The sequence below is a fragment of the Caulobacter flavus genome, assembly GCF_003722335.1.
Taxonomy (GTDB): Bacteria; Pseudomonadota; Alphaproteobacteria; order Caulobacterales; family Caulobacteraceae; genus Caulobacter; species Caulobacter flavus.
Window position 1 is genome coordinate 3,613,475 of the sequence record NZ_CP026100.1, and the last position, 25,396, is coordinate 3,638,870.

Below are 25,396 nucleotides of genomic sequence, written 5' to 3' on the forward strand. Positions count from 1 at the left end.
GCCGTCCCTCCCGGCCGGCGCCCGTTCTTTTCTTTTCGAGGCTTCGATGACGATGGTTTCGCGCCGGGCCGTGGCGGCCGGGCTTCTGCTGCTTCCGGGCGTGGCCTCGGCCGCGCCGCGCTACGACGCCGTGCTCAAGCGCCCCGACGATCCGCGCCGGTTCGCGGTCCCTACCTACGAGAAGCTGTCGGCGGCCGTGGCCGCCGCTCCGGCGAACGGTACGCGGCCGTTCCGCATCCTGGTGGCCAAGGGCGTGTTCGACGAGCAGGTCGTCATCGACAAGCCGTTCGTCCACCTGATCGGCGAAAGCCGCACGGGCTCGATCGTCACCCACCTTGCCGCCTCGGGCCTGACCGCGCCGGACGGCAAGCGCTGGGGCACCTTCCGCACGCCGACCCTGTTCGTCCGGGCGCCGGACTTCTCGGCTCGCAACCTGACCATCCGCAACGCCTTCGACGGCCTGGCCGAGATGACCAGGCCCGGCGGCCTGCACTCGCATGACGGCGGCGGCCCCCAGGCCGTAGCCCTGATGCTCGACAAGGGCAGCGACCGCGCGCGGTTTACCGAAATCGACATCCTCAGCTACCAGGACACCCTGTTTCCCGACGCGGGCCGCAGCCTGTTCGAGCGCTGCCTGATCGCCGGCAGCTACGACTTCATCTTCGGCGCGGGCAGGACGTTCTTCCGGGACTGCGAGATCCGCTCGCTGCCGCGTCCGGTCGATCCGGTCGACGGCTATGTCGTCGCGCCCAGCACCCCGATCGACCAGCCGTTCGGCTTCGTGTTCAAGGATTGCCGCCTGACCAAGGCGGCGGGCACGGCGCGTCGCTCGGTCTATCTGGGCCGGCCCTGGCGGCCGTCCAGCCAGTTTCCCGACGGCCACTACGGCGACCCGAGGTTCGTCGGGGCGAGCGCCTTCATCGACTGCTGGATGGACGACCACGTGGCCCCGGAGGGGTGGACGCAGATGTGGTACACCGGCAAGGACGGCGACCCGCGCACCATGCTGCAGCCGGAAGACGCCCGCTTCTCGCAATATGGCTCGAAGGGGCCCGGCGCGGCCGCCTTCCGGCGGGGCCGGGCGCTGACCGCCGCCGAGGCCAGGGCGATGGGCGTCCGCGCCGTGCTGGCCGGCTGGAGCGTCTGAGGCCTCAACGCGCGAACGGGAAGGGGGACACCGACTTGCTGGCCTCTTCCACCAGCAGGGTGCGGTTGATCGGGGCGGCGGCGCGCTGGGGACAGGCCGGCCGCTCGCAGATCCGGCACGACGGGCCGATCTCGACCGCCAGCGGCGAGGCGATGTCCAGCCCGCGCGAGGCCGCCAGCTTGGCGGCGAACTTCAGCTCGCAGCCCAGGCCGATGACCAGTTCGTCCTCAAGGCCCGCCTGCAGGCCCGAGGTTCGTCGCACCGTGCGTGACAGGGTGAAGTAGCGCGCGCCGTCGGGCGTCTCGATCACCTGGGTGACGATGCGGCCGGGGGTCTTGAAGCTGTCGTGGACGTTCCAGCGCGGGCAGGCCCCGCCGAAGCGCGAGAACGGGAAGGGGCCGGCGGCGAAGCGCTTGGAGATGTTCCCCGCCGCGTCCAGCCGCATCATGAAGAACGGGATCCCGCGCGCGCCGGGACGGCTCAGCGTCGTCAGCCGCTGGGCGGCCTGCTCGTAGCTGACGCCGAAGCGCGGACGCACCCGCTCGATGTCGTAGCCGCTGGCCTCCATGGCCGCGTGGAACGGCTCGTAGGGCATCATGATCGCCCCGGCCAGGTAGTTGTCGAGGAACACCTTCAGAAGTTGCCGCGTGGCGCGATCGGGCGCGGCGAAGCGATCCGCCAGGCGGGTCAGCGCCTCGGGCGCCTCCATCAGGCCCAGCTGGTAGCACATGGCGAAGATGCGGCTGGCCGGGGCCAAAGTCTCCGACACCATCAGCCGCTTGCGGTGGTGGTCGTAGCGGCGCAGCGAGCCGGCCATCACCTCGACGGGCATCACCCGCGTCTGGATGCCGTGTCGGGCCTGCAGCCGCTCGCGCACGGCCGGCCCCAGGTCCTGCAGGTCGGCGTCCAGCGCCGCGACGATGGCCTCGGCCGCCGTCTCCAGTTCGGCGAAGTGATTGCGCTGCGAGCCGACCAGGTCGCGCACCCAGTCGGTCGGCGACTGCGACGACGAGGAGGGCAGGCCGTCGGGCCGCTCGAAGGCGCCCATGTCGATCATCCGGCCGCGGTCGAGATAGGCGCGGTAGAGGCGGGCCATGGCCTCGGCCAGGCCAGGCGACAGCTCGGCCACCTCGGCGACCTCGTGTCGACCTATGCCCAGGTCGGTGAACATCTTGTCGGCCAGCACCTCTTCAAGCCCCGCGCCGCCGCCCGGATCGTCGGCCGACAGGGTGCGCAGATCCAGGTCGTAGGCCTCGGCCAGGCGTAGCAGCATCTGAGCCGTCACCGGCCGCTGGTTCCGTTCGAGCAGGTTCAGGTAGCTGGGCGAGACGCCCAGCTCGTCGGCCATGCGGCTCTGGGTGACGCCCAGATCGCGGCGCAGGCGCTTGAGGCGGCCGCCCAGGAACAGCTTTTTGTCGGTCGTGGCCATGGCTGTCACTTTGTCACGATTTTACAAAATAAACAAAGTCGATTTGTGACAAATCGTCTTCAATAGGTTCGACCGCCTGGCCGCGTCGGCGTTAGCTCCCTGTCACAGCTTACAGCCCGCCTCCCAACAAGCGGGCCCCGATGGGGAAAAGAGACGACCATGCGCAAGACCTACGCCGAGCACCGCCAGGACCTCATCGCCCGCTATCCGGAAGGCGTGACGCCCGGCGGCGTCGCCATCGACGACATCATCCAGCTGAAGCTGCAGAACACCTTCAACACCCATTTGGACATCGCCCGCGAGATGGCCGTCGTCATGCGCGCCGACATGGCCGCCTACGACGCCGACGCCAGCCAGTTCACCCAGTCGCTGGGCTGCTGGTCGGGCTTCCACGCCCAGCAGATGATCAAGTCGGTCAAGCGCCTGCGCGGCACCACCAAGGGCGCCTACGTCTACCTGTCGGGCTGGATGGTCGCGGGCCTGCGCAACCGCTTCGGTCACCTGCCGGACCAGTCGATGCACGAGAAGACCTCGGTCGTCGACCTGATCGAGGAGATCTACGTCTCGCTGCGCCAGGCCGACGAAGTGGCGATCAACGACCTGTTCAAGACCCTGGGCGCGGCGCGCAAGGCCGGCGACCAGGTCGCCGAGCAGGCCGCCATCAAGGCCATCGACACCTTCGAGACCCACGTCGTTCCGATCATCGCCGACATCGACGCCGGCTTCGGCAACGAGCACGCGACCTACCTGCTGGCCAAGGAGATGATCAAGGCCGGCGCCTGCTGCCTGCAGATCGAGAACCAGGTCTCCGACGCCAAGCAGTGCGGCCACCAGGACGGCAAGGTCACCGTGCCGCGCGAAGACTTCATCGAGAAGCTGCGCGCCTGCCGCCTGGCCTTCGAGGAACTGGGCGTCGACGAGGGCGTCATCGTCGCCCGCACCGACAGCCTGGGCGCGGGCCTGACCCAGAAGGTCCCGGTCAGCCAAGGCGAGGGCGATCTCGCGGCCGAATACATCAAGTGGCTGAAGACCGAGCCCATCACGGCCGAGAACCCGCTGCGCGACGGCGAGATGGCGATCATGAAGGACGGCGCCTTCGTCAAGCCGGTGCGCATGGCCAACGGCCTGTTCGCCTTCCAGGACGGCACCGGCCGCGCCCGGGTCATCGAGGACTGCATCGCCAACCTGACGCAAGGCGGCGCCGACCTGCTGTGGATCGAGACCGACACGCCCAACGTCGACGAGATCGCCTCGATGGTGGCCGAGGTCCGCAAGGCCGTGCCGAACGCCAAGCTGACCTACAATAACTCGCCGTCGTTCAACTGGACCCTGAACCTGCGCAAGCAGGTCCGCGCCCAGTGGATCGCCGAGGGCAAGATCGGCGAGGACTCCTATCCCGACGGCAACGTCCTGATGTCGGCCGAGTACGACGCCACCGATCTGGGTCGCGAGGCCGACGAGCGCCTGGCCCGCTTCCAGGTCGACATCTCGGCCCGCGCCGGGGTGTTCCACAACCTGATCACCCTGCCGACCTTCCACCTGACCGCCAAGAGCGTCGACGAGCTGTCGCGCGGCTACTTCGGCGACCAGCGGATGCAGGCCTACGTCAACTCGGTGCAGCGCGAGGAGATCCGTCGCGGGGTCTCGGCCGTGAAGCATCAGCACGAGGTCGGTTCCGACCTCGGCGACACCTTCAAGGAAATGGTCGGCGGCGAGCGGGCCCTGAAGGCCGGCGGCCACGCCAACACCATGAACCAGTTCGCCGCCGAATAGCCCGGCGTCCGAAACCGACCACCCCTTGGCGAAAACCTACAGGAGAGAACGCCATGACCAACGTCACGCAATTCGCTCCGGCCGCGATGCCGGACTCGTCGGCCCAGGATCGCGCCGTGGATCGCCTCGCCGAGGCCTCGCACCGCCTCAACGAAGCCGTCCGCCGCGCCATCGAGGCCGGCTACTCGGTCGAGCTGGTGCGCACCTCGCGCCACCATGACGGCTCGGGCAACTGGGGCGACCAGATCGTCCCCACGATCCGCGCCAACGAGGCCCCCAAGAGCGCTTAAAGACGCTCGGCGCCCGCGGGCGAGGGGAGGCGCCTGCTTCCTCCTCTCGCCCGCGACACTAGAAAATCGTCATCCCGGAGAGCGCATGGCGCTCCTTCGGGGCCCAGGGGCCGGCGCCATGCAGTCGAGGCTTCTTCGCGGTGGCCGGCGCGTCGCGGCGGTCCCTGGGTTCCAGTCTTCCGCCTGTCTTCATGGCAGGCGGAACGACAAACTTGGGTGCGTACGAGGCATCCGATACACCCTCCCAAGTCAGCGTCCCCACACCACGGAACACGCCATGCCCCTCGACATCGCCGCCAACGTCCAGATCCTCGGCCCGATCGAGGGTCGTGCGGTAGAGATCCTCACCCCCGAGGCCGTGGCCTTCGTGGCCGACCTGCACCGCCGCTTCGACGGCCGCCGCCGCGAACTGCTGCAGGCGCGGCAGGCCCGTCAGGCCCGCTTCGACGCCGGCGAGCTGCCTGACTTCCTGGCCGAAACCTCGCACGTTCGCGCCGCCGACTGGCGCGTGGCCCCCATTCCCGCCGACCTGCTCGACCGCCGCGTCGAGATCACCGGGCCGGTCGATCGCAAGATGATCATCAACGCCCTGAACTGCGGGGCGAAGGTGTTCATGGCCGACTTCGAGGACGCCACGGCCCCCACCTGGGCCAATGTCGTCGAAGGCCAGGTCAACCTGAAGGACCGCTGGAACGGCGTCTTGGACCACGTCGATCCGAAGTCCGGAAAGAGCTACGCGCTGGGAGCCAACCCGGCCGTCCTGAAGGTCCGGCCGCGCGGCTGGCACCTTCCCGAACGCCACCTCGAAGTCGACGGCGCGCCTGTCGCCGGCGCTCTGTTCGACTTCGGCCTCTATGTCTTCCACAACGCCAGGGCCGCCCTGGCCCAGGGCTCGGGCCCGTACTTCTACCTGCCCAAGCTGGAGAGCCATCTGGAGGCCCGCCTCTGGAACGACGTCTTCGTCCGCGCCCAGGAGGCCCTGGGCCTGCCGGTCGGCACGTTCAAGGCCACGGTGCTGATCGAGACGATCCCGGCCGCCTTCGAGATGGACGAGATCCTGTTCGAGCTGAAGGACCACATCGTCGGCCTCAACTGCGGCCGCTGGGACTACATCTTCTCGTTCATCAAGCGCCTGGGCCGTCGCGCCGAATTCCTGACCCCGGACCGCTCGGCCATGGTCATGGGCAAGGCCTTCCTCGGCGCCTATTCGCTGAAGCTGGTCCAGACCTGCCACCGCCGCGGCGCGTTCGCGATGGGCGGCATGGCCGCCCAGATTCCGGTCAAGGGCGACGAGGCCGCCAACCAGGCCGCCTTCGCCAAGGTCCGGGCCGACAAGGAGCGCGAGGCCGGCGCCGGTCACGACGGCACCTGGGTCGCCCACCCCGACCTGGTGCCGGTGGCCATGGAGGTCTTCGACCGCCTGATGCCGGCTCCCAACCAGCTCGACAAGACGCTGGAGGGCCTGGAGATCACGCAGGGGCAGATGCTGGAGCTGCACGACGGCGCCCGCACCGAGACCGGGGCCCGCGAGGCCATCCGGGTCGGCGTTCGCTATACCCAGGCCTGGCTGGAAGGCCGGGGCGCGGTGCCGCTCTACAACCTGATGGAGGACGCCGCGACCGCCGAGATCTGCCGCACGCAGCTGTGGCAGTGGGTTCGCCTGGGCGCCGAGCTCGACGACGGCCGGGTGCTGGGTTCGGAGCTGTTCGTCAGCCTGTTCACCCAGGAGATGGCCGACCTGCGCCGCGAGTTCGGCTCGCCACGCCTTGAAGAGGCCGCCCATCTGTTCACCCGCATGGTGCTGTCCGACACCCTCGAGGAGTTCCTCACCCTGCCGGCCTACGAACTGATCGGCTGAGGTCGGCGAGGCGGCGCTCCATCCCCCCGAAGCGCCGCCCCGTTGCGTCGGATCACCGACACTCAAGGACAGGAAAGCCGGAGCCATGCGGGCGCCGGCGCGTTTGACGCTCGACCAGTAACAAGGCGGGCGTTTCGTCATGACCATCTCCTCGCTGCGTCGGGATCTTCTCACCCGGCCAATCTTCCAGTGGGCCCAAGGCGTGCTGCCGGCCCTGTCCCAGACCGAGCGCGACGCCATCGACGCTGGCGACGTCTGGTGGGACGCGGCGCTGTTCACCGGCGACCCCGACTGGAACGAACTGCTGTCGTTCCCCAAGCCAGAGCTGCGCCCCGACGAGCAGGCCTTCATGGACGGCCCGGTCGAGAAGCTGTGCGCCATGGTCGACGAGTGGACCATGACGTGGGAGACCCGCGACCTGTCGCCCGAAGTCTGGACCTTCCTGAAGGAAAACAAGTTCTTCGGGATGATCATTCCCAAGCAGTACGGCGGCCTGGGCTTTTCCGCCTATGGCCACGCCGAGGTCGTGCGCCGCATCGCCACCCGCTCGGTGACGACGGCGGTGACGACGATGGTGCCCAATTCCTTGGGCCCGGGCGAGCTGATCATGCGCTTCGGGACCAAGGCCCAGCAGGACCACTGGCTGCCGCGCCTGGCCGACGGTCGCGAAATCCCGGCCTTCGGCCTGACCAGTCCCGAGGCCGGCTCAGACGCCTCGGCCATGGTCGACGAGGGCGTGGTCTGTCGCGGAACCTGGGAGGGCAGGGAGGTGCTGGGCATCCGCCTCAACTGGCACAAGCGCTACATCACCCTGGGGCCCGTCTGCACCGTGCTGGGCCTGGCCTTCAAGCTGCGCGACCCCGACCACCTGCTGGGCGAGGACGAGGACATCGGCATCACCTGCGCCCTGGTGCCGACGACGACGCCGGGCGTCGAGATCGGCCGTCGCCACCTGCCGGCCTTCCAGACGTTCCAGAACGGTCCCAACTGGGGCAAGGACGTCTTCATCCCCATGGATCTCGTCATCGGCGGCGTCGAGCGGGTGGGGCAGGGGTGGAAGATGCTGATGACCGCCCTGGCGGCCGGGCGCGGGATCTCGCTGCCGGCGCTGTCGGGCGCCGCGGCCGCCTTCAGCGCCCTGACCACCGGCAGCTACGCCCGCGTGCGCCAGCAGTTCGGGATCTCGATCGGCAAGTTCGAGGGCGTGCAGGAGCGCCTGGCCCGCATCGCCGGCAACGCCTACCTCGTCGACGGCGCGCGCCGCCTGACCTGCGCGGGCCTGGATCTGGGCAAGCATCCGTCGGTGATCTCGGCCCTGCTCAAGTCCGGGGCCACCGAGCGGATGCGGGTGGTGGTCAACGACGCCATGGACGTCCACGGCGGCAAGGCGATCATCGAGGGGCCGCGCAACTACATGGGCGCGCAGTACCGGGCCATTCCGGTCGGCATCACCGTCGAGGGCGCCAACATCCTGACCCGCAGCCTGATGGTCTTCGGCCAGGGCGCGATCCGTGCGCACCCCTACATGCTCCAGGAGATCCTGGCCCTGGGCGACGCCGATCCCGAGCGGGGCCTGGCGCAGTTCGACGAGGCGTTTTGGGCCCACGTCGCCCACGCCCTGCGCAACGGCATCCGCACCTTCGCCCGCAGCTGGACGGGCGGGGCGCTGTCGCCCGCTCCCGACGCCGGCCGCGCCACGCGCTTCTATCGCCAGGCCGGGCGCTACAGCGCCGGCTTCGCCCTGGCCTCGGACATCGCCCTGCTCACGCTGGGCGGCGATCTCAAGCGCAAGGAGATGCTGTCGGCGCGGCTGGGCGACATTCTCTCCGAGCTCTACTTCCTGTCGGGCGCGCTGAAGCGCTGGGAGGACGAGGGCCGGCAGGACGCCGACTTCCCGCTGCTGCAATGGTGCGCCGACACCGCCTTCGCCACCATCGAGCAGCGCTTCGACGAGGTGTTCGCCAACCTGCCCAACCGCCTGGCCGGCTGGCTGCTGCGCGCGGCGATCCTGCCGTTCGGCGCCCGCCGTCGCGGGCCTTCGGACCGCACGACCCAGGCCTGCGCCGAGCTGCTTCTGCACCCGTCCGAGACTCGCGACCGCCTGGTCGAGAACGTCTATGTCGGCGGCAGCGATCAGGCCGTCGGCCAGCTGATCGACGCCTTCGAACGCGTCGTGGCGACCCAGTCGATCCATGATCGCCTGAAGGCTCAGAAGATCCGCGACTGGAAGGTCGCCGCCGAACAGGGGCTCGTCACCGCCGCCGAGATCGCGCAGCTGGAGGCCGCCGACAAGGCGGTGGCCGAGGTCATCGCCGTCGACGACTTCGCCCATGACGGCCTGGCCACGACGGTCCGCGCGCAGGCTCACGCCGGCGCGGTCAGCGACCGCCGGGCGAGGGCTCAGGGCGATGGCGAGATCGCCGAGCGGCCCGGCCAGGGCGAGGCGCGCAGCTTCGAAGCCCGTCCATGAGCCCGTCGCAGGGCTTGAGCGCTTCAACCCGATGAGCGGATGGTCCAAGCTGTCGGCATGACGCCGCGCTTCACCGACCCGGACGTGCTGGCCGACGCGGTGATCGACCGCGTCGGCCGCCGGATCGTGCTGGGCCTGCCGCTGGGCCTGGGCAAGGCCAATCACGTGGTCAACGCCCTGGTGGCGCGGGCGCTGCGCGATCCGTCGCTGCATCTGCATGTCTTCACGGCCCTGACCCTGGAGCCGCCGCGCCCGAAGTCGGACCTTGAGAAGCGCTTCCTGGGCCCGATCATCGAGCGCACGCTGGGCGGCTATCCGGCCCTGGCCTATGCCGAGCTGCAGCGACGCGACGTCCTGCCGGCCAACATCGAGGTCGACGAGTTCTTCTTTCAGGCCAGCACGCGCCTGAGCGCGCCCAGCGCCCAGCGAAGCTACATATCGGCCAACTACACGCACGCGGCTGGCTATCTGCGCGAACGGGGCGTCAATGTCGTCGCCCAACTGGTGGCCCGGCGGGGCGACCGCTTCAGTCTGTCGTGCAACACAGACATCACCCTCGATTTGCTGGCCGCGCGGAAGGCGGGCGAGGCCGATTTCCTGCTGGTCGGCCAGGTCAATGACGAGCTGCCTTTCATGCCCGGCGACGGCGACCTGCCTGCCGAGGCGTTCAGCCACCTGCTGGACGGACCAGGCGTACAGTTCCCACTGTTCGCGCCGCCCAAGGAGCCGATCCCCGACGCCTCTTATGCGATCGGCTTCCACGCGGCGTCGCTGGTCCCGGACGGGGGCACGATCCAGATGGGCATCGGGGCGATCAGCGACGCGGTCGCCCAGGGCCTGATCGTACGGCACCGCGAGCCGAAGGCCTTCGTCGAGACGGTGGAGCGGCTTTCACCGACGGCCACGCCGCCGATCTGCGGCGGCTCCTTCGAGACCGGGCTCTACGCCGCCACCGAGATGTTCGTCGACTGCCTGCTCGACCTGCGACGGGCGGGCGTGCTCAAGCGCGAGGTCGACGGCGCGGTGCTGCACGGCGGCTTCTTCCTGGGGCCGCGCGCCTTCTACCAAGCCCTGCGCGACATGCCCGAGGACGAGCGGGCCAGGTTCCAGATGCAGGCGATCTCCGGCATCAACGAGATCTACGGCGACGAGGCGGCCCGTCGCGCGGCCCGGGTCGACGCCCGGTTCGTCAACACCGCCATGATGGCGACGCTGCTGGGCGCGGTGATCTCCGACGGCCTCGACGACGGTCGCGTGGTCAGCGGGGTGGGCGGGCAGTACAACTTCGTGGCCCAGGCCTTCGCCCTGCAGGGCGCGCGCTCGGTCATCACCTTGCCGGCCGTGCGGGGAAGCGGCCGCAAGGCGGCGTCCAACATCCTGTGGACCTACGCCCACGGCACGATCCCGCGTCATCTGAAGGACGTGGTGATCACCGAGTACGGCGCCGCCGACCTGCGCGGGCGGACCGATCGCGACACGATCGTTCGTATGCTGAATATCGCGGATTCCCGGTTCCAGCCGGCGTTGCTCGACGAGGCCAAGCGGGCGGGCAAGCTGGAGGCGGGCTACGTGATCCCCGAGGCGTTCCGGCGCAATACGCCGGATCGCATCGCCGAGGCTCTGGCGCCGGCGAAGGCCGCGGGCCTGGCGCCGCTGCTGCCGTTCGGATCGGATTTCGACGCGGTGGAGCAGGGGCTCTTGCCCGTGCTGGGGCGTCTGAAGGCCGCCCAGGGCGATCCCGCCGCGCTCGTCGGCTACATCCTCAGGGGGGTGTCGGCGCCCGCCCCGGAGGCCGGTCTTCGCCGCCTGGGCCTTTCGAGCCCCATGACGCTGGGCGAACGGCTGCTGACCTGGGCCGTGCGCGGAGCCGCCGCGGGCTGAGCGCGGTCAGGCGAAGATCTTGATCACGGTCGCCAAGATCTCTTCCTTCGAGCGCACGCCCATCTTGCCGTGTATGTGCTTGATGTGGGTGCGGACGGTCAGCACCGAGACGCCTTTGATTTCGGCGATCCGGTCGGCGCTGTGGCCGGCGATGATCTCGGCCAGGATCCTGGCCTCCATGATGCTCAGGCCGAACAGGGCGCCCAGGCGGGGCAGGTTGGCGGGGGTGTCGAAGTCCTTCAGCACGATCACCAGCGCCAGCTGGTCGCCCTCCTGCACGGCGCGCATGCGCAGCAGAAAGCGGCGATCCTGGTCTTCGTTCTCGATGAACTGGCAGACCTCGTGGCCGGCCAGGGCCTCGGCCATCCGCTCCATCAGGAAATGGTGGGTGCGGCGGTCGACGCCGCCGATCTTGCCGCCGCGATCGACCAGCGGGCTCTGGCCCGCCAGCAGTAGAGCCGCGGCGCGAGAGCGCCAGAGCACCGTCGCGGTCTGATCGATGACGATGCGGGCGATCGCATCTTCGTCGAGGCAGAAGCGCACCGCGCTTGTATCGACGATCGCCGCGGCGTGAGAGCCGTCCATCTTTCCCTCCCTCGCCGGCCTTCGGCTGGCGCTGGACCCCGCTGCTTTGGCCGGGCCGACTTTATGTGCAGTTAAAGCCAACTAGGGATAAGTTATCCACAACCTGGGATTACTAGGTGTTGCATAGCGTCGGTTTGTCGCACGGTTTGTTGAGAATGCTTATCACCAAGAATTCCGCTATACATTTGTATTACTAAGAGCCGTGTAGGTGTCCGTATTTTATTCAAATTCTCCTGACGGGTGAAACTGTACTAGCTACCCAAGCTGGGGGATTTCAGGTCCCCGCTTCTCTGCAATCGTTCATTAAGAACTTGTTAAGAGAAACGGGATCTGGGACATGGCTGGCAAGCAACAGACGCTTCCTCGCGCCGTGCGCACCCAGCGCAAGCCGTCCTATAAGGACTGGTTACTTGGCGGGAGCTTGCTGGCGGGAATGATCCTCGCCGCCAGCGTGACGGAAAGCCGGGCTCAGGTTACGGCCTATGCCGGCGGGTCGCCGTCGAACATCGTGCTGTCCATTCCGGTTACGGCTTCCGTGGGCGGTCGCTGCGGCTTCTCGCCGGGCATGGCGCCCAGCGGTTCCACCGACGTGGGCGAGGTCAACAACGCCTTCTCGGCGGACTTCCCCTTCACCCTGCAGTGCACCGTGCCGTTCCGGGCGGCGGTGGTGTCGAGCAACGGCGGCCTGCTGGCCTCCAGCGTCACCCCGGCGACCGGCTACACCAACCTGGCGCCCTATCTGGTGGACCTGAACCTGGTCGGCGACGCCGGCGTCGGTTCGGTCAGCGCCACCTGCGACACGGGCGACCTGAAAAGCACCTCGGGCGCGACCTGCGGCTTCAAGGGGCCGGCGAGCGCCAGCCAGGGCCTGCGCCTGAACGGCGCTTCCTACGACGTCTCCGGTTCGTACCTGCGGGTTCACCGCGCCGCCTACGCCGGCGCCCAGATCCTCGCGGCCGCCAACACCTATTCGGACTCGCTCACGGTGACGCTCAGCGTCTCGCCGTGACCCGCCTTCCGGGCCCGCTCCCCCGGCGGATCCGGCGTCTTTCAGGGGGAGGGGGCGCAAGCCCCGGAACAAGCAGAAGTCGGCCTCGCCGACGCAAGACTTTGGGAGTGAAGAGATGAAGAAGACGATCCTTCTCGGCGCCGCCGCCCTGCTGGGCCTGGCGATCGCCCCGGCCGCCATGGCCCAGACGGTCACCGGCACGGTCAACGTCACCGGCAGCGTGGCGGCCAAGTGCGTCGTCATCACCGGCGGCAGCGGCGGCACCTTCTCGGGTTCGATCCCGCTGGGCGAACTGGCCCAGGCCGACGGCACCCTGTCGACCACCCTGTCGGGCTCGACCAACGCCAGCCCCGGCGGCTCGACCCAGTTCCGCGTGAACTGCAACAGCGCCGCGCCCAAGGTGACCCTCAGCTCGACCCGCCTGGCCCTGGCCCCCAGCGCCACCGCGCCGACCGGCTACACCGGCGTCATCGACTACACCGCGGCGCTGGACGCGGCCCTGGCCAACAGCACGACCCAGACGGTCAGCTACGTCACCGCCGCCGCCCTGCCGGCCGCCACGGTCCAGAGCCTGTCCAACAGCCTGGCCAACAGCGCCGGCAACCTGACGGTCAAGGCTTACGCCCTGAACACCGCCTCCGGCGCGCTGCTGATGGCCGGCAACTACTCGAGCACGATCTCGATCACCATCGAGCCCTCGTGATCGGACGGAAAGAGGAGGAAGCGCCATGCGTAGCAGCCTTCTCCTGACCGTCGCCGCGGCGAGCCTCGCGCTCGCCGCCGCCGCGGGGCAGGCCCAGGCCCAGAGCGTGACCGGCACGGTGCAGGTCAACGGAACGGTCGCCAACCGCTGCCTGTTCGTGACCGACAACGTGGTCCTGGATCTGGGCGAGCTGTCGCTGCAGACCGGCGACGTCTCGGCCATCGGTCGGCTCGACGGCGTCAAGCTGACCAGCCGGACCGCCACGCTCAACGGCTGGTGCAACGGCGTGTCGGCGACCATGGCCGTCGAGGCCCAGCCGATCTTCAACACCAGCTTCACCAGCACGGCCCCGACCGGGTTCGAGCGTCGGATCGACTACACCGCCACCGCCACGGCTTCGCCCGGCAGCGGCTCGGTGGCCGCGTCCGACAGCACGCTCGCCTCCGGCGGCGGGGCGGCCAGCACCACCGGCATCTTCGCCAGCGACATCGTCGTCAGCTTCGCCGACGCGGCCACGCCGGCCGGCGGTCGGCTCGTCTCCGGGTCCTATTCGGGCTCGGTGGCGGTGACTTTGGCTCCGGCCACCTGAGGGGAGAAAGGTCGTCATGATCCTGCACCGAACCTGCCTTGTCGGACTTGCGGCGACCGCTCTTCTCGCCCCGCTGGCCGGGGCGACCGGCGCCTGGGCCCAGGACCCCGTCCAGGGCGCCGTCGGGCTCGACGCCCAGGTCGCCCAGGTCTGCGTGCTGGGCGCGCCGAGCCCCGGCGCCCTGGCGCTGGGCCAGATTTCCGAGAGCTCCGGCGCCCGGGTGGGCCGGCTGGCGACCATCGCCAACCAGTCCATCCAGCTGCCCGGCACCTTCTGCAACTACGCTGGCGCGGCCCTGGCCATCTCGGCCTCGCCCCTGGCGGTGACCGGAACCACGACCCAGGCCGGCTTCGTCGGTTCGGTGGACTACACCTGCACGATCAGCGCCTGGGGCGCGACGTCGGCCACCGTCCGCACCAGCGCAGGCAGCACGTCCGGCGTCGGCTCGCCCTCGACCAGCAGCGCGCCGAAGGAGACGGACCTCACCCTGGTGGTCTCGGACTTCGCCACCGCCAGCGACAGCCAGCTGCAGCCGGGGTCCTACCTGGCGCTGGTCACCATCACGCTCGGGCCCGACGCGGGCCTGGCCGCCTCGGGGAGCTGAGCCATGCGGCGCGCCCTTCTTCTCATCGCCCTGGCGCCCCTGGCGGTCGCCGGCGCCGCGACGGCCCAGACCTACGGGCCTTCCGACAGCGTCGGGCCGATCCAGATCACCGCCACGGTGCCCAACAACATCTGCACGATCGGCGACCTTGGCGACGGCGACAACCTGTTCGACGTCGGAGTGATGATCGACACGACCACGGGCCTGCTGCTGCCGAACCTGGCCGCGCCGCCCAAGGTGCTGACCGGCACGCAATGCGGCGCGCCCAGCCAGCTGTCGATCGCCGCTACCCAGATGACGGCCCAGGCCTTCCTGACCGCGCCGCCCTCGGGCTTCTCGCGCGCGGTCGACTACACGGCCACGGCCTCGGGCTGGACCCCGGTGGACGCCAGCTATTCGACGGGCGCGGCGGCCAACGCCGGCGCGTCCCAGACCCGCGACAGCGGCGGCTCGGGCCAGATCACCATCAGCCTGTCGAACTTCGCCACGTCCGGCGGACCCAGCCTGCGGCCGGTCGCCGACGACACCTACCAGGGGGCGATCGTCGTCACCCTGGCGGCGGCCAGCTGAGGGGGAGGGCGTCATGACCAGAACCAACCGCTTCAAGGCCGCCGTCCTCGCCGGAGCCTCGGCCGTGACCCTGCTGCTGCTGGCCCAGATGGCCCGCGCGCAGGACGACGACAACTCCCGCGACTTCGTGGTCCGCGGGCAGGTGCCGAAGGTCTGCACCATCGCCTCGCCGACCATCGGCGCGGGCCAGGTGGTCAACTTCCTCAGCCTGACCGGCGGCACGCTGCAGGTCGACCAGCTGACCGACCCGGTCACCTTGTCGACCCGCGCCGCCTCGGCCCAGGTCAACTTCGCGGCGGTGTGCAACTACGCCCATCAGATCATGCTCGAGAGCCAGAACAACGGCCTGTGGCGCTCGGAACTGGGCCTGACCCCGGCGCCGACCGGCTTCAGCGACGCGGTGCCCTACACCGCGACCCTGGCCTGGGGCCCGGTCAACAGCCGCTTCGAGGCCGACGCCAGCGCCCGCCGCATCCGCGACAGCGCCCAGCTGGTCGACCAGCCAGTCGTCGGCGACGTGACCCTGCGGCTGGATATCCAGCCCGGCGCCACGAACCTGCAGACCAACGCGCCGCTGGTGTCCGGGGTCTACCGCGACACGCTGCGCCTGACGGTGGAACCCCAATGAAGACCGTCCTTTTCCTCGCTGCCGCCGCGACGATGGGCGTCGCCGCCGCCGCTTCGGCCCAGACGCTCCCCACGGGCGACGAGGCTGCGAGCCAGCTCGAACTGATCGGCCAGGCGCCCAGCGCCTGCGTGCTGTCGCCGCCCTCCGCGGCCGCCGGCGCCAACACCAGCTTCGCCGCCCAGGGCGGCCAGGCCGGGGTGGTGCGCTTCACCCAGTTCGTCGACCCCCAGACCGCCCAGCCGCGCGACGCCTCGATCAGCCTGGCCTTCCCGGTGGTCTGCAACTCGGCCCACCGCCTGGTGGTGCGCACCGACGGCGCGGGCATGGCCCGCGTGGGCGGCGGCGCGGCCGCCCCGGGGTTCCGCGACCGCCTCGACTTCCAGCTGACGGCCGACTGGGCCGGAACCAGCGCGTCGGGGACGAGCGCGGTGACCACCCCGATCAACCTGGCGACCGCCAACGGCGCGGCCGGGCAGATGAACCTCGTCGTCGCCGTCACTGGCGGCGGGGCGCCCATGGTCGCCGGCGACTACGCCGGAACCCTCGTCGTCGAACTCGAGGCCCAGAACTGAAGCTGAACTGAACGAACAGAATCCATGAGGAGCGGACACCGAATGACTCGTTCGAAAACCTTCCGAGGGCGCTTGCTGGGGGCGGCGTGCGCCGGTCTCCTGGCGCTCGCGGGGCTGGCGGCGCAGGGGGCGCCGGGCCTGGGCGGGGGCGCCCTGGCCATGACCGTCCAGCCGGTCGTCATCGATCTGAAGCCGACCGGTCGGGGCATGTCCCAGATCGTCACGGTGCAGAACACCTTCGCCAACCCGCTGCCGGTCGAGCTGCGCGCCGAGGAGCTGTCCTTCGACGAGAAGGGCGCTCATCCCAGCGACACCCCGACCAACGACCTGCTGATCTTTCCGCCCCAAGCGGTGATCCAGCCGGGCGAGACCCAGTCGTTCCGGATCCAGTGGGTGGGCGATCCGGCCCTGGCGCAGAGCAAGCACTACTACGTCACCGTCGCCCAGATGCCGGTGAAGCTGCCGGAGGGCCAGTCGGCCATCCAGATTCTCTACAACTTCCAGGTCCTGGCCAGCGTCGCGCCCTCGGGCGGCAAGCCGGCCCTGGCCCTGTCCAAGAGCGAGATCGGCGCGGACGCCGACGGCAAGCCCGTCCCGGTGGTCTACGTCGCCAACACGTCCAACACGCACGGATACCTGTCCCGCGGAAAGCTGAAGATCATCGAGAAGGACGCCGCGGGCAAGGCGGTCTTCCAACGGACCATTCCCGGTCCGGAGATCCAACAGACGATCGGCTTCGGCCTGATCGCCCCCGGCCAGACGCGGCGCATCGCCGTTCCCATCGAACTGCCCTTGACGGCGGCAGCAGGAGGCTCCCTTGAGGCCCAATTCTCGTCCGACGAAGGGCGCTAGGTCGCGCGCCTACCGCCGCTGGCTGATGGCGGGATGCCTGGCCGGCGCGGTCCCCTTCGCCGCCCCCTTGGCCGCCATGGCCGAGCCCATCCCCTACGCCATGCTGGCGGCGACCCAGGAGCCGACCAGCGCGCCCTCGGCCGGCGCGGCCACCGCGGCCGACGCCCGCCGGCAGCTGAACCCCACGGGTCGCGACGTGACCCTGACGGTGCCGCTGAAGGACGGCGAGTTCTATGTCGGCGACATGCCGCTGGCGATCTCGGCCGACGGCCAGCTGTCGATGCCGTCCGACCGCCTGCTCAGCCTGGTCGCGCCGCTGCTCGACGCCCCGGCGGTCGGCGCCCTGCGCACGGCCCTGGCCGGACGCGGCACGGTCTCGCCCGAGGTGGTCGCCAGCGCCGGCATGACCATGACCTACGATCCTCGGGCGCTCGAGCTGCGGATGAACATCCCGCCCGAGCTGAAGGTCGTGCGCAGCCTGCAGGTCACGCCGATGGATCGCATGGGCCTTGGCTCATACGTCGCGCCGGCCGGCTTCAGCGGCTATCTCAACATCCGCGGCTCGGTCGACTACGTCGAGCAGGGCTTCGACGAGGGCCTCGGCGACCCGACCTTCCTGCTCGACAGCGCCGTGCGCCTGAACGGCCTGGTGTTCGAGAACGAGGCCGTCTGGCAGCCTGGCGGAAACGAGGACTTCCAGCGTCTGGGCACGCGCTTCGTCTATGACGACGTCAAGAACGTGCTGCGCTGGACCGCCGGCGACCTGCAGGCCGTCGGCCGGGGCTTCCAGGCCGCGCCCGACATGGCGGGGATCTCGATCTTCCGCTCCTACAGCGTGCTGCAGCCGCAGACGATCGCCCGCCCGCGCGGCCGCGAGAGCTTCACCCTGGCCCGGACCTCCGACGTCAGCGTGATCCTCAACAACCAGCTGACGCGGCGCATCCGCCTGGATCCTGGCCGCTACAACGTGCGCGACTTCCCGTTCGCCCAGGGCGCCAACGACGTGCGCCTGGTCATCGAGGACGATACCGGCCGTCGCGAGACGCTGCAGTTCAACGTCTTCTTCGACCGCTCGCAACTGGATCCCGGACTGTCGGAGTTCGGCCTGTTCGCCGGCGTGAAGGCGCCGCTGCTGCTCGACGGCCCCGACTACACCGAGGAGTGGACGGTCAGCGGCTTCTATCGTCGCGGCATTACCGACCGGGTGACCCTGGGCGTCAACGGCCAGGCCGACGACACCACCGTCATGATGGGCGCCGAGGGTCTGTTCGGCACCAAGATCGGTACGCTGGGCGTCGACTTCGCGTTGTCGCACATCGACACCTACGGCTCCGGCTATGCGGCGATCGTCAGCTTCCAGCGGCTGTTCCAGTTCGCCGGCGGCCGCGCCGACGCCCTGAACCTGTCGTTCGAGACCCGCAGCCGCGAGTTCGGCCCGGTCGGGACCTTCTTCCCCGACAACCGCTACAACTACGAGATCGGGGTCGGCTATTCGCACGCCTTCAGCGACGCGATCTACGCCAGCTTCGACGGGCGGTATTCCAGCGGCCGCGACGAGTTCCCCGACGCCAGCGCCTATCGCCTGGGCATGGGTTATCGCCTGACCTCGAACCTCGCGGTCACCGCCAACCTCATGTACGACGACGTGCCCGGGCGCCGCGAAACCTCGGCCCTGATCTCGCTGTCCTGGCAGTTCTCGAACAATTCGAGCCTGCGGGCCGAGTACGACGGTCGCGAGGACCGGACCCGGATCGCTTACCAGACGATCCACGGCCAGGGCGTGGGCTCCTACAACGCCTTCGCCGAGGTCTCGCGCTCGCCCGACGACTCCGCCTTCAACGGCAGCGTCAACTACATCGCCAACCGGGCGGAGCTGGGCCTGTCGCACTTCCAGGCCTTCGACGGCCCGGACAACGGGCGCACCTCGCTGCGGGTCGGCACCTCGATCGGCTTCGCCGACGGCGCGGTCTCCGTGGGCCGGCCGGTCTACGACAGCTTCGCCATCGTCAAGGGCCACAAGAGCCTGAAGGGCGCGGACGTCGTCGTGAACCCGACCCCGTTCGGCTACACCTCGAACACGGGCGAGTTGGGCACGGCGCTGGAAACCAACCTCGCCGCCTACGCCGAGCGCACCATCACCGTCGACGCGCCGAACGCGCCGGCCGGCTACGACCTCGGCTCCGGCTCGTTCCGGGTGTTCCCGCCGTATCGCTCGGGCTATCGCCTGGAGGTCGGTTCGGATTACTCGATCACGGCCATCGGCCGGCTGGTCGACGCCGACGGCGAGCCGCTGGCGCTGGTGTCGGGCCGCGCGGTCGAGGTCGCCCAGGGCGGCCCGGGCGCCGAGCCGATCACCATCTTCACCAATCGCGTTGGCCGGTTCGGCGCTTCGGGGCTGCGCCCCGGTCGCTGGCGGCTCGAAATGGGGACGACGCCCCCGACGGTCTACTATCTCGACGTCCCGGCCAGCGCCGAGGGCTTCGTCAAGACCGGCGACCTCAAGCCCAGCGCGTCGGGAGGCTGACATGAAACGCCGATCGCATTCCCTGCTCATCGGACTGGCCGCCGGCGTCGGCGGGGTCCTGCTGGTCTCGGGCGTGGCCCAGGCCCAGTGCGTGACCTTCGACCCCGTCGTGCTGTCGGGCACCTTCGATCCGTTCAATCCGACCGGCACGACGGTGCAGACCCTGTCCATCACCGCGCGGCGTCCGCCGGCGGTGGGCGGCAAGAAGACGCAGGAGGTGAACTTCATCTATCTGCGCCGGCCCGACACGCCTTCGAGCCTGACGATCGTTCAGACCTCGACGGGCGGCCAGATCCTGGAAAACCCGCCAGGCCACGTGCTCGACCCCAACAACGTCAATCCCAACGAGGTCGAGCTGAACTTCGGCGGCGTGGGCCAGCCCGACGTGCAGACCTTTATGGTGACGATCACCGTGCCCAGCGGCGCCGACCTGCCGGCCGGGACGACCGATCTGTTCCTGGACCAGAAATACTACTGCAAGCGCACCGGCGGCGCGGCCGACGAGCAGGGGGTGATCCCCAACTCGCTCGACATCCGCATCAACGTGCTCAGCGCCCTGCAGGCCAGCTTCGTGGGTCCGGCGCTGGACTTCGGCGAGATCGGCGCTCTGGCGACGGCCTCGCTGCCGTCGACGCCCAACTCGGTCAAGCAGCGCACCGGCAACGTCCGGGTCGCCAGCTCGGGGCCGTATTCGGTGGCCCTGACCTCGGCCAACCAGTTCCGGATGACCTATGCGGGCGGCAACCTGGCCACGGCGAACCAGCGGATTCCCTATCAGCTGGACTTCCTGGGGCAGACCAAGACCACGGCCTCGCCGACCTTCAGCACCGTCACCTGCTCGCGCGCGGGCCTGTCGGGGCAGTACCTGGCGGTGACGCCGACCCTGCTGGAGGGCGGCGCGGGCAAGGTTCCGTCGCCCAACTACCAGGACATCCTGACGGTGACCGTCACGCCTCTGGCCGTGCCGACGGGCACGACGCCGGTCGCCTGCATGTAACCTCGGCCCAGCCTGAAAAAGCCCCGCCGGCGCGAGCCGACGGGGCTTTCTTTTTTGCCGAGCGCCCGGGGGGAAGGGCGGGACAAAAACCGGTCAGAGGGCGGTGATGTTCACCGACAGGTCGCCGACCTGGCCGGCGTCGGCGCCGGGATCCAGGCGCAGGCTGTGGCTCTGCGAGGCCGCGGTGCTCGAGCGGCTGATCAGGGTGACGCCGGACGAGGACAGCTGGATCTTCTGGCCGTCGACATAGACGGCGGCGTCGGTCAGGCCCTGGGCGTGCGTCAGGCGCACTTCGTAGCCCGAGGCGCTGTTGCAGAACTCGGTCATGCGGCCGAGGTCCGTCGCTTCGGCGCTCGAGGCGGTGGTGGCGTCCAGGTTGACGCGGCAGATGACCGGCACGTGCCCTTCGAGACGAAGCTCGTAGCTGGCCGGCGCGGCGGAAGCGGTAGTGGCGGCCAGAGCGGTGAAGGCGGCGGCCAGGATCATCGGAAAGCGCATTGCAAACCCCAGGAGTGAGGATGATGGGAGGATCATCGCGAGGGAGGGTTAAGCAGAGCGCCCTAAAGCATGGTAAACGATTTGCATAGTAAGAATGACAGCATGTCGCACTCAAATATTGCATACATCGAATGTCTAACGAGATTTAAATAGTGCATTCTTACTATAAGTGCTCGCGGCCCTATTGAGGGCGCGATGTGGGTCGGAATGCTGGGTTGTTTTAAGGGGTGCGTCCGCGCTGGCGCGCGATCGACCGGCGCCGGGTCAGGACGAGGGGGTGCTGATGTCCTGACCCGGCGCTCGGCGGGCGGGGCGCGCCGCCGAGGATCGTCGATGGCGTTGCGGACAGCCTCGGCGAGCCGGTCATTCGTCGCGGCGGTGACAAAACGGGGGGATTTGCCCTCGCGACCTGTAAATATTAACATATACAGATCGCGTCACAATAACTCGCATTTACTAATGTCAAGAATAGTCGTCTTGCGACATGTTATTCAAGGATGTCGGCGGAAGAAATAACCGAGACCAGTTCGGCCTGCCGGTGAACTCCAACCTTGACCATGGCCGACGCCATCTGCACGCGCAGGGTGTTGATGCTGACCTTGCGCTCGGCGGCGATCTCGGCCGGCTCGCGGCCCTGGGCCACGCGGGCGACGATCTCGGCCTCGGCCGGCGAGAAGTTGAACATCATCCGCGCGCGTTCGGCGATGTGCGGCGAGGCGCGGCCCACTTCCCGCACGGTGACCAGGGCGCAGCGGAACCCGCTGTCGTCGGTGCTGAAGGGCTCGATCAGGACGACCAGCGGCTTCTGGCTGCGCGAGCGATGGATCAGCATCGCGCCCGAGCGGCCCTGGCGCACGGCCGCGGCGATGCGGTTGTGCAGCGCCTCGGACTCGAAGCCGTTTTCCGCCGTCAGCAGGCCGCCCTTCTCCGAGAGGCCGTCGCCGTGGGCGACATAGCTCCAGGCCAGGTCGTTGGCGGCATATACGCAGCCCTCGCTGTCGGCGACGATGACGCCGAAGTTCACCAGGTTGAGGATCGCGTTGGCGACGTGCGACTCGAACACGCCGCGCTCGACTTCCGAATCCACCACCTCGATCATCTTGATCAGTCCCATGTGCGACGCCCCGTGAGGATCGCCGCCGGTGCAGGATGAAAGTTCAGGTCCGTACTCGCGATGAAACTCTCGATTGCATGCTGTCGCGATTGAAAACCGTATTGCTTTATTCTGCCCGCCGACGGCTGGTTTACTGATTGGATATTATTTCCAGCGGGCCTGCATACCCTCCATTGGGTAGTCGAAATGACTAAAGAACGCCGACAACGCTATCAAATCTGCGCGAAAAACGTGGTTTTCTCCTGCCAGGAGATAATCGCGCAAATACAGGAAAAAGCCTTTTCTTGCTTTCAAAGTTGTAAGTGTGTCAGGCGTTGGCTGATCGCCAGCATTCCCGTAGTCGTGCCGACGTGCAGCGCGCCGGCCGCGATCGCCACCCCGTAAGGGATGCCCGCGCGGGTGCGGATCCAGCCGCCGAAGGCGCCGGCGTAGGGGCGGGCGGCCAAGGCCACCAGCGCCAGGGCGCCGCCGGCGATGGCCATGGCCACCAGCAGCAGCAGAAGGTTCTCCATGCCCGCGAAAAGGGCCGCGACGGCCAGCAGCTTGACGTCGCCCGCGCCGATCAGCCGCCGGGCGAACATCGGCACGCCGGCCAGCATCACCACGCCGAAGGCGCAAAAGCTCGACAGCCAGTTGGGCGTCGACCAGGTCATCAGCTGCGACAGCAGGAACAGCACCGCCAGCGCCGCCACCGTCCAGTTGGGGATCTTTCGGGTCCAGACGTCCCAACCGGCGGCGATCACAAAAAGCATGGCATAGGCGACCGAACCAGCCAGGCGAACGAAGTCGATTTCCATCGGACGATCTCCAGGCGGCCTTACGAGCCGCCGCCGGGCAGGGGGGCGACCTCGGCGGGCGGGCCGCCGGCCAGGGGCGGTTGCGGTTGGGCGACGGCCTGCAGCACGCCCGCCGGCGGTTCACGGCCCTGCAGGCGGGCCGAATAGGCCATGTTGCTCAGCACGATGCGCGACCCGGGATTGGCTTGCAGCGCCCGGGCGTAGTAGCGCTCGCTGAGATCGAAGCGGCCCAGCTTGTCGTAGACCACGCCCTGGGCGTTCAGCACCCTGGCGTCGGCGGGCGCGCGGCTCGCGGCCAGCTGCAGCAGCTCGATCGCCAGGGCGTAGTCGCGGGCCTTGATCGCCTCTGCCGCGCGCCCGTAGAGCCGGTCGACGGCCGCGGCGGGGTCGGGCGGCGGCAAGGCGGCCAGGGCCCGGATCTCGGTCTGCGCCGGGCGGGGGCCGGTCAGGGCGCTGGCCAGCTGCTTGAGGGTGGCGCAGCCCGACAGTGGAACGAGCAGCGCGCAGGCGGCGCAAGCGACGAGGAGACTACGCATCTCTAGTGCCTCTTCATGGCGGGCATGAGGTTGTGGACGACGTCGAGGCCGGCCGGCAGCAGCAGGGCGGTGATGATCACCGGCAGGATGCAGGCCACGAGCGGGATGGTGAGCAGCACGGGGATCCGCATGGCCTTCTCCTCGCCCCGCAGGAACCGCCGCTCGCGCAGCTCGCCGGAGTAGGAGCGCAGGGTCTGGGTGATGCTGGCGCCCAGGCTGTCGGTCTGGATCATCAGGGCGGCGAAGGCGCGCAGCGCGTCGACATTGACCCGGTCGGCCATCCGCCGAAGGGCGTCGGCGCGGCTGCGGCCGGCCCGCAGCTCCTGCGAGACCTGGCTGAACTCGCGCGAGATCTCAGGGTGCGAGGGCTTGATCTCCTGGCTGACGCGGATGAAGGCCGCGTCCACGCCCAGGCCCGCCTCGACGCAGACCACCATCAGGTCCAGCGCGTCGGGGAACTGGTTCTCCAGGCGCTCGCGGCGGCCTGAGGCCTTGAGGTCGACGAAGATGGCCGGGATCACCAGGCCCAGCCCGCACAGCAGCAGCGCGCCGGCGATCAGCGGCAGCCCGACCACGGGCTTGGCCGAGAACTTCTGGGCCAGCAGCAGGATGATCGGCAGGCCGACGGCGCTCAGCACCCGCACCAGGAAGTAGCCGGGCACGGCGGCCGGACCTTCGAAGCCGGCTTCGGCCAGGGTCCTGGCCAGACCCGTGCGCTTCTCGGGCGTCTCGGCGCCGGGCGCGCGGGCCTGCAGCCAGCTCATCAGCGGCGTCTTGGGCTTGGAGTCCTTGAGCAGCCCCCCGGCGGGACCGCTGGCCAGGGCCGCGCCGCCGGCCGCCCGCTCGCGCATGCGGCGCTTGAGCGAGGCCCCGGCGTCGACCTGGCGGAAGACCAGCAGGGCCATCGCGCCCACGGCCAGGAAGACGGCGACTTGCAGTCCGACGGAAACGAAAAGGTCCATGGCGAGGCCTCAATACTTGAAGGTGACGATCCGTCGGATCATCAGCTGGCCGACGAGGTAGAGCGCCACCACGCCGGCCACGACGGGCCAGAAGGCGGGGTCGGAGAACTTGGTGGTGTAGAATTCCGGCCGGAAGACGCTGACCACGCCGACGCAGAACAGCGGCAGCAGGCTGAGGATCAGCGCCGACATCCGGCCTTCGCTCGACAGCGCGCGGATGCGCTTGGCCAGCGAGGCGCGGCCGCGGATGACGGTGGCCAGGCCCGCGAGGATCTCGGCCAGGTTGCCGCCGGTCTCACTCTGGATGGCGATGCTGACCGCAAAGAAGGCGACGTCCGGCGATCCGGTGCGACGCGAAAGATTGGCCAGGGCGTCGCGGAACTCCACGCCGTAGGTGGTCTCGTCCAGCACTAGACCGAACTCGGTGCCGATGGGGTCGGGCATCTCCTGGGTGACCAGGCCGACGGCCGAGATCACCGGATGGCCGGCTCGCAGGGCGCGGATCATGACGTCCAGGGCCAGCGGCAGCTGCTCCTCGAGCTTGGCCAGGCGCGCGGCATGGCGCTGGACGATCCACATCGCGGTCACCGCGCCGCTGATGGCCGCCGCGCCCACGGCGGTGACCAGCACCTGCGAGAACGGCGTCTCCACCGGCTGGCCGCGCAGGAAGACCAGCGCCAGCAGCCACAGCCCGGCCGCCGCCGCGGCCACGACGCCGAGCACCTGCAGCGGTCCGGCGGTGATCCCCGCCTGGCGCAGGTACAGCGCGGCGCGGCCGTGCAGGGCGCCGTAGGGCGTGCGGTCGATCCAGCTGCCGCGCGGGTCGCGCACCAGCGACTCGTAGACCTTTTCCTGGCTCATGCCGCCGGCCATCAGGGTCAGGCGGCGATTGACCCGCTGGGTCTGCTCCCGAGCCGAGAGCATCAGGCCGAAGATGGTCTGGCCGGCCAGCACGGCGGCTACGAAGGCCAGCACCAGGACGATGGGAAAGAGCAGGCCCTGCATGGC

The 25,396-nt window shown here is 69.2% G+C and carries 24 protein-coding genes; 16 read left to right on the plus strand and 8 right to left on the minus strand.

Annotated elements, in window-relative coordinates:
* The first annotated feature begins 46 nt into the window (after nt 1-46).
* Entirely contained in the window at nt 47-1,147 is a 1,101-nt protein-coding gene (locus C1707_RS16495) for a pectinesterase family protein (RefSeq protein WP_101713285.1), read from the plus strand.
* Nucleotides 1,148-1,151: 4 nt separating this feature from the next.
* Here the strand turns inward: C1707_RS16495 and C1707_RS16500 are convergent, their stop codons facing one another.
* A complete protein-coding gene (locus C1707_RS16500; RefSeq protein WP_101713284.1) occupies nt 1,152-2,576 on the minus strand; it encodes a helix-turn-helix domain-containing protein in 1,425 nt (474 codons plus the stop codon).
* A gap of 159 nt (nt 2,577-2,735) precedes the next feature.
* Between C1707_RS16500 and C1707_RS16505 the strand changes: the two genes are divergently transcribed.
* The 5 genes from C1707_RS16505 to C1707_RS16525 all read left to right on the plus strand — a co-directional run bounded on the left by C1707_RS16505 (nt 2,736) and on the right by C1707_RS16525 (nt 10,848).
* A complete protein-coding gene (locus C1707_RS16505) occupies nt 2,736-4,349 on the plus strand; it encodes an isocitrate lyase (RefSeq protein WP_101713283.1) in 1,614 nt (537 codons plus the stop codon).
* A 53-nt stretch (nt 4,350-4,402) separates the two neighbouring features.
* Nucleotides 4,403-4,639 carry a hypothetical protein gene (locus C1707_RS16510; RefSeq protein ID WP_420808168.1) on the plus strand — a complete coding sequence of 79 codons (237 nt, stop codon included), beginning with the start codon at nt 4,403-4,405 and terminating at the stop codon, nt 4,637-4,639.
* A gap of 277 nt (nt 4,640-4,916) precedes the next feature.
* On the plus strand, nt 4,917-6,497 hold the full coding sequence (gene aceB, locus C1707_RS16515) for a malate synthase A (RefSeq protein ID WP_101713282.1): 1,581 nt from the start codon (nt 4,917-4,919) through the stop codon (nt 6,495-6,497).
* Nucleotides 6,498-6,636: 139 nt separating this feature from the next.
* On the plus strand, nt 6,637-8,967 hold the full coding sequence (locus tag C1707_RS16520; protein ID WP_101713281.1) for an acyl-CoA dehydrogenase: 2,331 nt from the start codon (nt 6,637-6,639) through the stop codon (nt 8,965-8,967).
* 39 nt (nt 8,968-9,006) lie between these two features.
* Entirely contained in the window at nt 9,007-10,848 is a 1,842-nt protein-coding gene (locus tag C1707_RS16525) for an acetyl-CoA hydrolase/transferase C-terminal domain-containing protein (RefSeq protein ID WP_205686785.1), read from the plus strand.
* A 6-nt stretch (nt 10,849-10,854) separates the two neighbouring features.
* On the opposite strand, the gene C1707_RS16530 is transcribed toward C1707_RS16525, so the two are convergent.
* Nucleotides 10,855-11,433, minus strand: a complete 579-nt coding sequence (locus tag C1707_RS16530; RefSeq protein ID WP_101713279.1) for a helix-turn-helix transcriptional regulator — start codon at nt 11,431-11,433, stop codon at nt 10,855-10,857.
* 337 nt (nt 11,434-11,770) lie between these two features.
* On the opposite strand from C1707_RS16530, the gene C1707_RS16535 reads away from it, so the two are divergent.
* The 10 genes from C1707_RS16535 to C1707_RS16580 all read left to right on the plus strand — a co-directional run bounded on the left by C1707_RS16535 (nt 11,771) and on the right by C1707_RS16580 (nt 20,481).
* Nucleotides 11,771-12,442 (plus strand): hypothetical protein, encoded by a 672-nt coding sequence (locus C1707_RS16535; protein ID WP_145998376.1) that lies wholly within the window; start codon nt 11,771-11,773, stop codon nt 12,440-12,442.
* A gap of 115 nt (nt 12,443-12,557) precedes the next feature.
* Nucleotides 12,558-13,145: a hypothetical protein gene (locus C1707_RS16540; protein WP_101713277.1), complete on the plus strand. Its 588-nt coding sequence runs from the start codon at nt 12,558-12,560 to the stop codon at nt 13,143-13,145.
* A gap of 25 nt (nt 13,146-13,170) precedes the next feature.
* Entirely contained in the window at nt 13,171-13,734 is a 564-nt protein-coding gene (locus C1707_RS16545) for a hypothetical protein (protein WP_101713276.1), read from the plus strand.
* Nucleotides 13,735-13,750: 16 nt separating this feature from the next.
* Nucleotides 13,751-14,338 (plus strand): hypothetical protein, encoded by a 588-nt coding sequence (locus tag C1707_RS16550; RefSeq protein WP_101713275.1) that lies wholly within the window; start codon nt 13,751-13,753, stop codon nt 14,336-14,338.
* 3 nt (nt 14,339-14,341) lie between these two features.
* Nucleotides 14,342-14,908 carry a hypothetical protein gene (locus C1707_RS16555; protein ID WP_101713274.1) on the plus strand — a complete coding sequence of 189 codons (567 nt, stop codon included), beginning with the start codon at nt 14,342-14,344 and terminating at the stop codon, nt 14,906-14,908.
* 13 nt (nt 14,909-14,921) lie between these two features.
* Complete coding sequence (locus tag C1707_RS16560; RefSeq protein WP_101713273.1) at nt 14,922-15,536, plus strand: hypothetical protein; 615 nt, start codon at nt 14,922-14,924, stop codon at nt 15,534-15,536.
* Nucleotides 15,533-16,108: a hypothetical protein gene (locus C1707_RS16565; RefSeq protein ID WP_101713272.1), complete on the plus strand. Its 576-nt coding sequence runs from the start codon at nt 15,533-15,535 to the stop codon at nt 16,106-16,108. The genes C1707_RS16560 and C1707_RS16565 overlap by 4 nt, the downstream gene beginning before the upstream one ends.
* Before the next feature lie 42 nt (nt 16,109-16,150).
* Complete coding sequence (locus C1707_RS16570; RefSeq protein ID WP_101713271.1) at nt 16,151-16,960, plus strand: fimbrial biogenesis chaperone; 810 nt, start codon at nt 16,151-16,153, stop codon at nt 16,958-16,960.
* Between the two features lie 25 nt (nt 16,961-16,985).
* Nucleotides 16,986-19,484 (plus strand): fimbria/pilus outer membrane usher protein, encoded by a 2,499-nt coding sequence (locus C1707_RS16575; protein WP_240633723.1) that lies wholly within the window; start codon nt 16,986-16,988, stop codon nt 19,482-19,484.
* Between the two features lies 1 nt (nt 19,485).
* On the plus strand, nt 19,486-20,481 hold the full coding sequence (locus C1707_RS16580; RefSeq protein WP_101713269.1) for a hypothetical protein: 996 nt from the start codon (nt 19,486-19,488) through the stop codon (nt 20,479-20,481).
* 93 nt (nt 20,482-20,574) lie between these two features.
* Here C1707_RS16580 and C1707_RS16585 read toward each other — a convergent pair whose 3' ends face one another.
* The 6 genes from C1707_RS16585 to C1707_RS16610 all read right to left on the minus strand — a co-directional run bounded on the left by C1707_RS16585 (nt 20,575) and on the right by C1707_RS16610 (nt 25,393).
* Complete coding sequence (locus C1707_RS16585) at nt 20,575-20,979, minus strand: hypothetical protein (protein ID WP_101713268.1); 405 nt, start codon at nt 20,977-20,979, stop codon at nt 20,575-20,577.
* Between the two features lie 487 nt (nt 20,980-21,466).
* Nucleotides 21,467-22,093: a helix-turn-helix transcriptional regulator gene (locus C1707_RS16590; RefSeq protein WP_101713267.1), complete on the minus strand. Its 627-nt coding sequence runs from the start codon at nt 22,091-22,093 to the stop codon at nt 21,467-21,469.
* 290 nt (nt 22,094-22,383) lie between these two features.
* Nucleotides 22,384-22,890, minus strand: a complete 507-nt coding sequence (locus C1707_RS16595; protein WP_101713266.1) for an A24 family peptidase — start codon at nt 22,888-22,890, stop codon at nt 22,384-22,386.
* 20 nt (nt 22,891-22,910) lie between these two features.
* The gene (locus tag C1707_RS16600; RefSeq protein ID WP_101713265.1) at nt 22,911-23,426 is read right to left on the minus strand and encodes a tetratricopeptide repeat protein; all 516 of its coding nucleotides are present in this window, start codon (nt 23,424-23,426) and stop codon (nt 22,911-22,913) included.
* 2 nt (nt 23,427-23,428) lie between these two features.
* Nucleotides 23,429-24,388, minus strand: coding sequence for a type II secretion system F family protein (locus C1707_RS16605; RefSeq protein ID WP_101713264.1), 960 nt, complete (start codon nt 24,386-24,388; stop codon nt 23,429-23,431).
* Nucleotides 24,389-24,397: 9 nt separating this feature from the next.
* A complete protein-coding gene (locus C1707_RS16610; RefSeq protein WP_101713263.1) occupies nt 24,398-25,393 on the minus strand; it encodes a type II secretion system F family protein in 996 nt (331 codons plus the stop codon).
* Between the last annotated feature and the right edge of the window lie 3 nt (nt 25,394-25,396).

Coding starts and splice junctions, on each gene's coding strand:
- C1707_RS16495 (WP_101713285.1), top strand. CDS start 47: ATGACGATGGTTTCGCGCCGGGCCGTGGCGGCCGGGCTTCTGCTGCTT.
- C1707_RS16500 (WP_101713284.1), bottom strand. CDS start 2,576: ATGGCCACGACCGACAAAAAGCTGTTCCTGGGCGGCCGCCTCAAGCGC.
- C1707_RS16505 (WP_101713283.1), top strand. CDS start 2,736: ATGCGCAAGACCTACGCCGAGCACCGCCAGGACCTCATCGCCCGCTAT.
- C1707_RS16510 (WP_420808168.1), top strand. CDS start 4,403: ATGACCAACGTCACGCAATTCGCTCCGGCCGCGATGCCGGACTCGTCG.
- aceB (WP_101713282.1), top strand. CDS start 4,917: ATGCCCCTCGACATCGCCGCCAACGTCCAGATCCTCGGCCCGATCGAG.
- C1707_RS16520 (WP_101713281.1), top strand. CDS start 6,637: ATGACCATCTCCTCGCTGCGTCGGGATCTTCTCACCCGGCCAATCTTC.
- C1707_RS16525 (WP_205686785.1), top strand. CDS start 9,007: ATGGTCCAAGCTGTCGGCATGACGCCGCGCTTCACCGACCCGGACGTG.
- C1707_RS16530 (WP_101713279.1), bottom strand. CDS start 11,433: ATGGACGGCTCTCACGCCGCGGCGATCGTCGATACAAGCGCGGTGCGC.
- C1707_RS16535 (WP_145998376.1), top strand. CDS start 11,771: ATGGCTGGCAAGCAACAGACGCTTCCTCGCGCCGTGCGCACCCAGCGC.
- C1707_RS16540 (WP_101713277.1), top strand. CDS start 12,558: ATGAAGAAGACGATCCTTCTCGGCGCCGCCGCCCTGCTGGGCCTGGCG.
- C1707_RS16545 (WP_101713276.1), top strand. CDS start 13,171: ATGCGTAGCAGCCTTCTCCTGACCGTCGCCGCGGCGAGCCTCGCGCTC.
- C1707_RS16550 (WP_101713275.1), top strand. CDS start 13,751: ATGATCCTGCACCGAACCTGCCTTGTCGGACTTGCGGCGACCGCTCTT.
- C1707_RS16555 (WP_101713274.1), top strand. CDS start 14,342: ATGCGGCGCGCCCTTCTTCTCATCGCCCTGGCGCCCCTGGCGGTCGCC.
- C1707_RS16560 (WP_101713273.1), top strand. CDS start 14,922: ATGACCAGAACCAACCGCTTCAAGGCCGCCGTCCTCGCCGGAGCCTCG.
- C1707_RS16565 (WP_101713272.1), top strand. CDS start 15,533: ATGAAGACCGTCCTTTTCCTCGCTGCCGCCGCGACGATGGGCGTCGCC.
- C1707_RS16570 (WP_101713271.1), top strand. CDS start 16,151: ATGACTCGTTCGAAAACCTTCCGAGGGCGCTTGCTGGGGGCGGCGTGC.
- C1707_RS16575 (WP_240633723.1), top strand. CDS start 16,986: ATGGCGGGATGCCTGGCCGGCGCGGTCCCCTTCGCCGCCCCCTTGGCC.
- C1707_RS16580 (WP_101713269.1), top strand. CDS start 19,486: ATGAAACGCCGATCGCATTCCCTGCTCATCGGACTGGCCGCCGGCGTC.
- C1707_RS16585 (WP_101713268.1), bottom strand. CDS start 20,979: ATGCGCTTTCCGATGATCCTGGCCGCCGCCTTCACCGCTCTGGCCGCC.
- C1707_RS16590 (WP_101713267.1), bottom strand. CDS start 22,093: ATGGGACTGATCAAGATGATCGAGGTGGTGGATTCGGAAGTCGAGCGC.
- C1707_RS16595 (WP_101713266.1), bottom strand. CDS start 22,890: ATGGAAATCGACTTCGTTCGCCTGGCTGGTTCGGTCGCCTATGCCATG.
- C1707_RS16600 (WP_101713265.1), bottom strand. CDS start 23,426: ATGCGTAGTCTCCTCGTCGCTTGCGCCGCCTGCGCGCTGCTCGTTCCA.
- C1707_RS16605 (WP_101713264.1), bottom strand. CDS start 24,388: ATGGACCTTTTCGTTTCCGTCGGACTGCAAGTCGCCGTCTTCCTGGCC.
- C1707_RS16610 (WP_101713263.1), bottom strand. CDS start 25,393: ATGCAGGGCCTGCTCTTTCCCATCGTCCTGGTGCTGGCCTTCGTAGCC.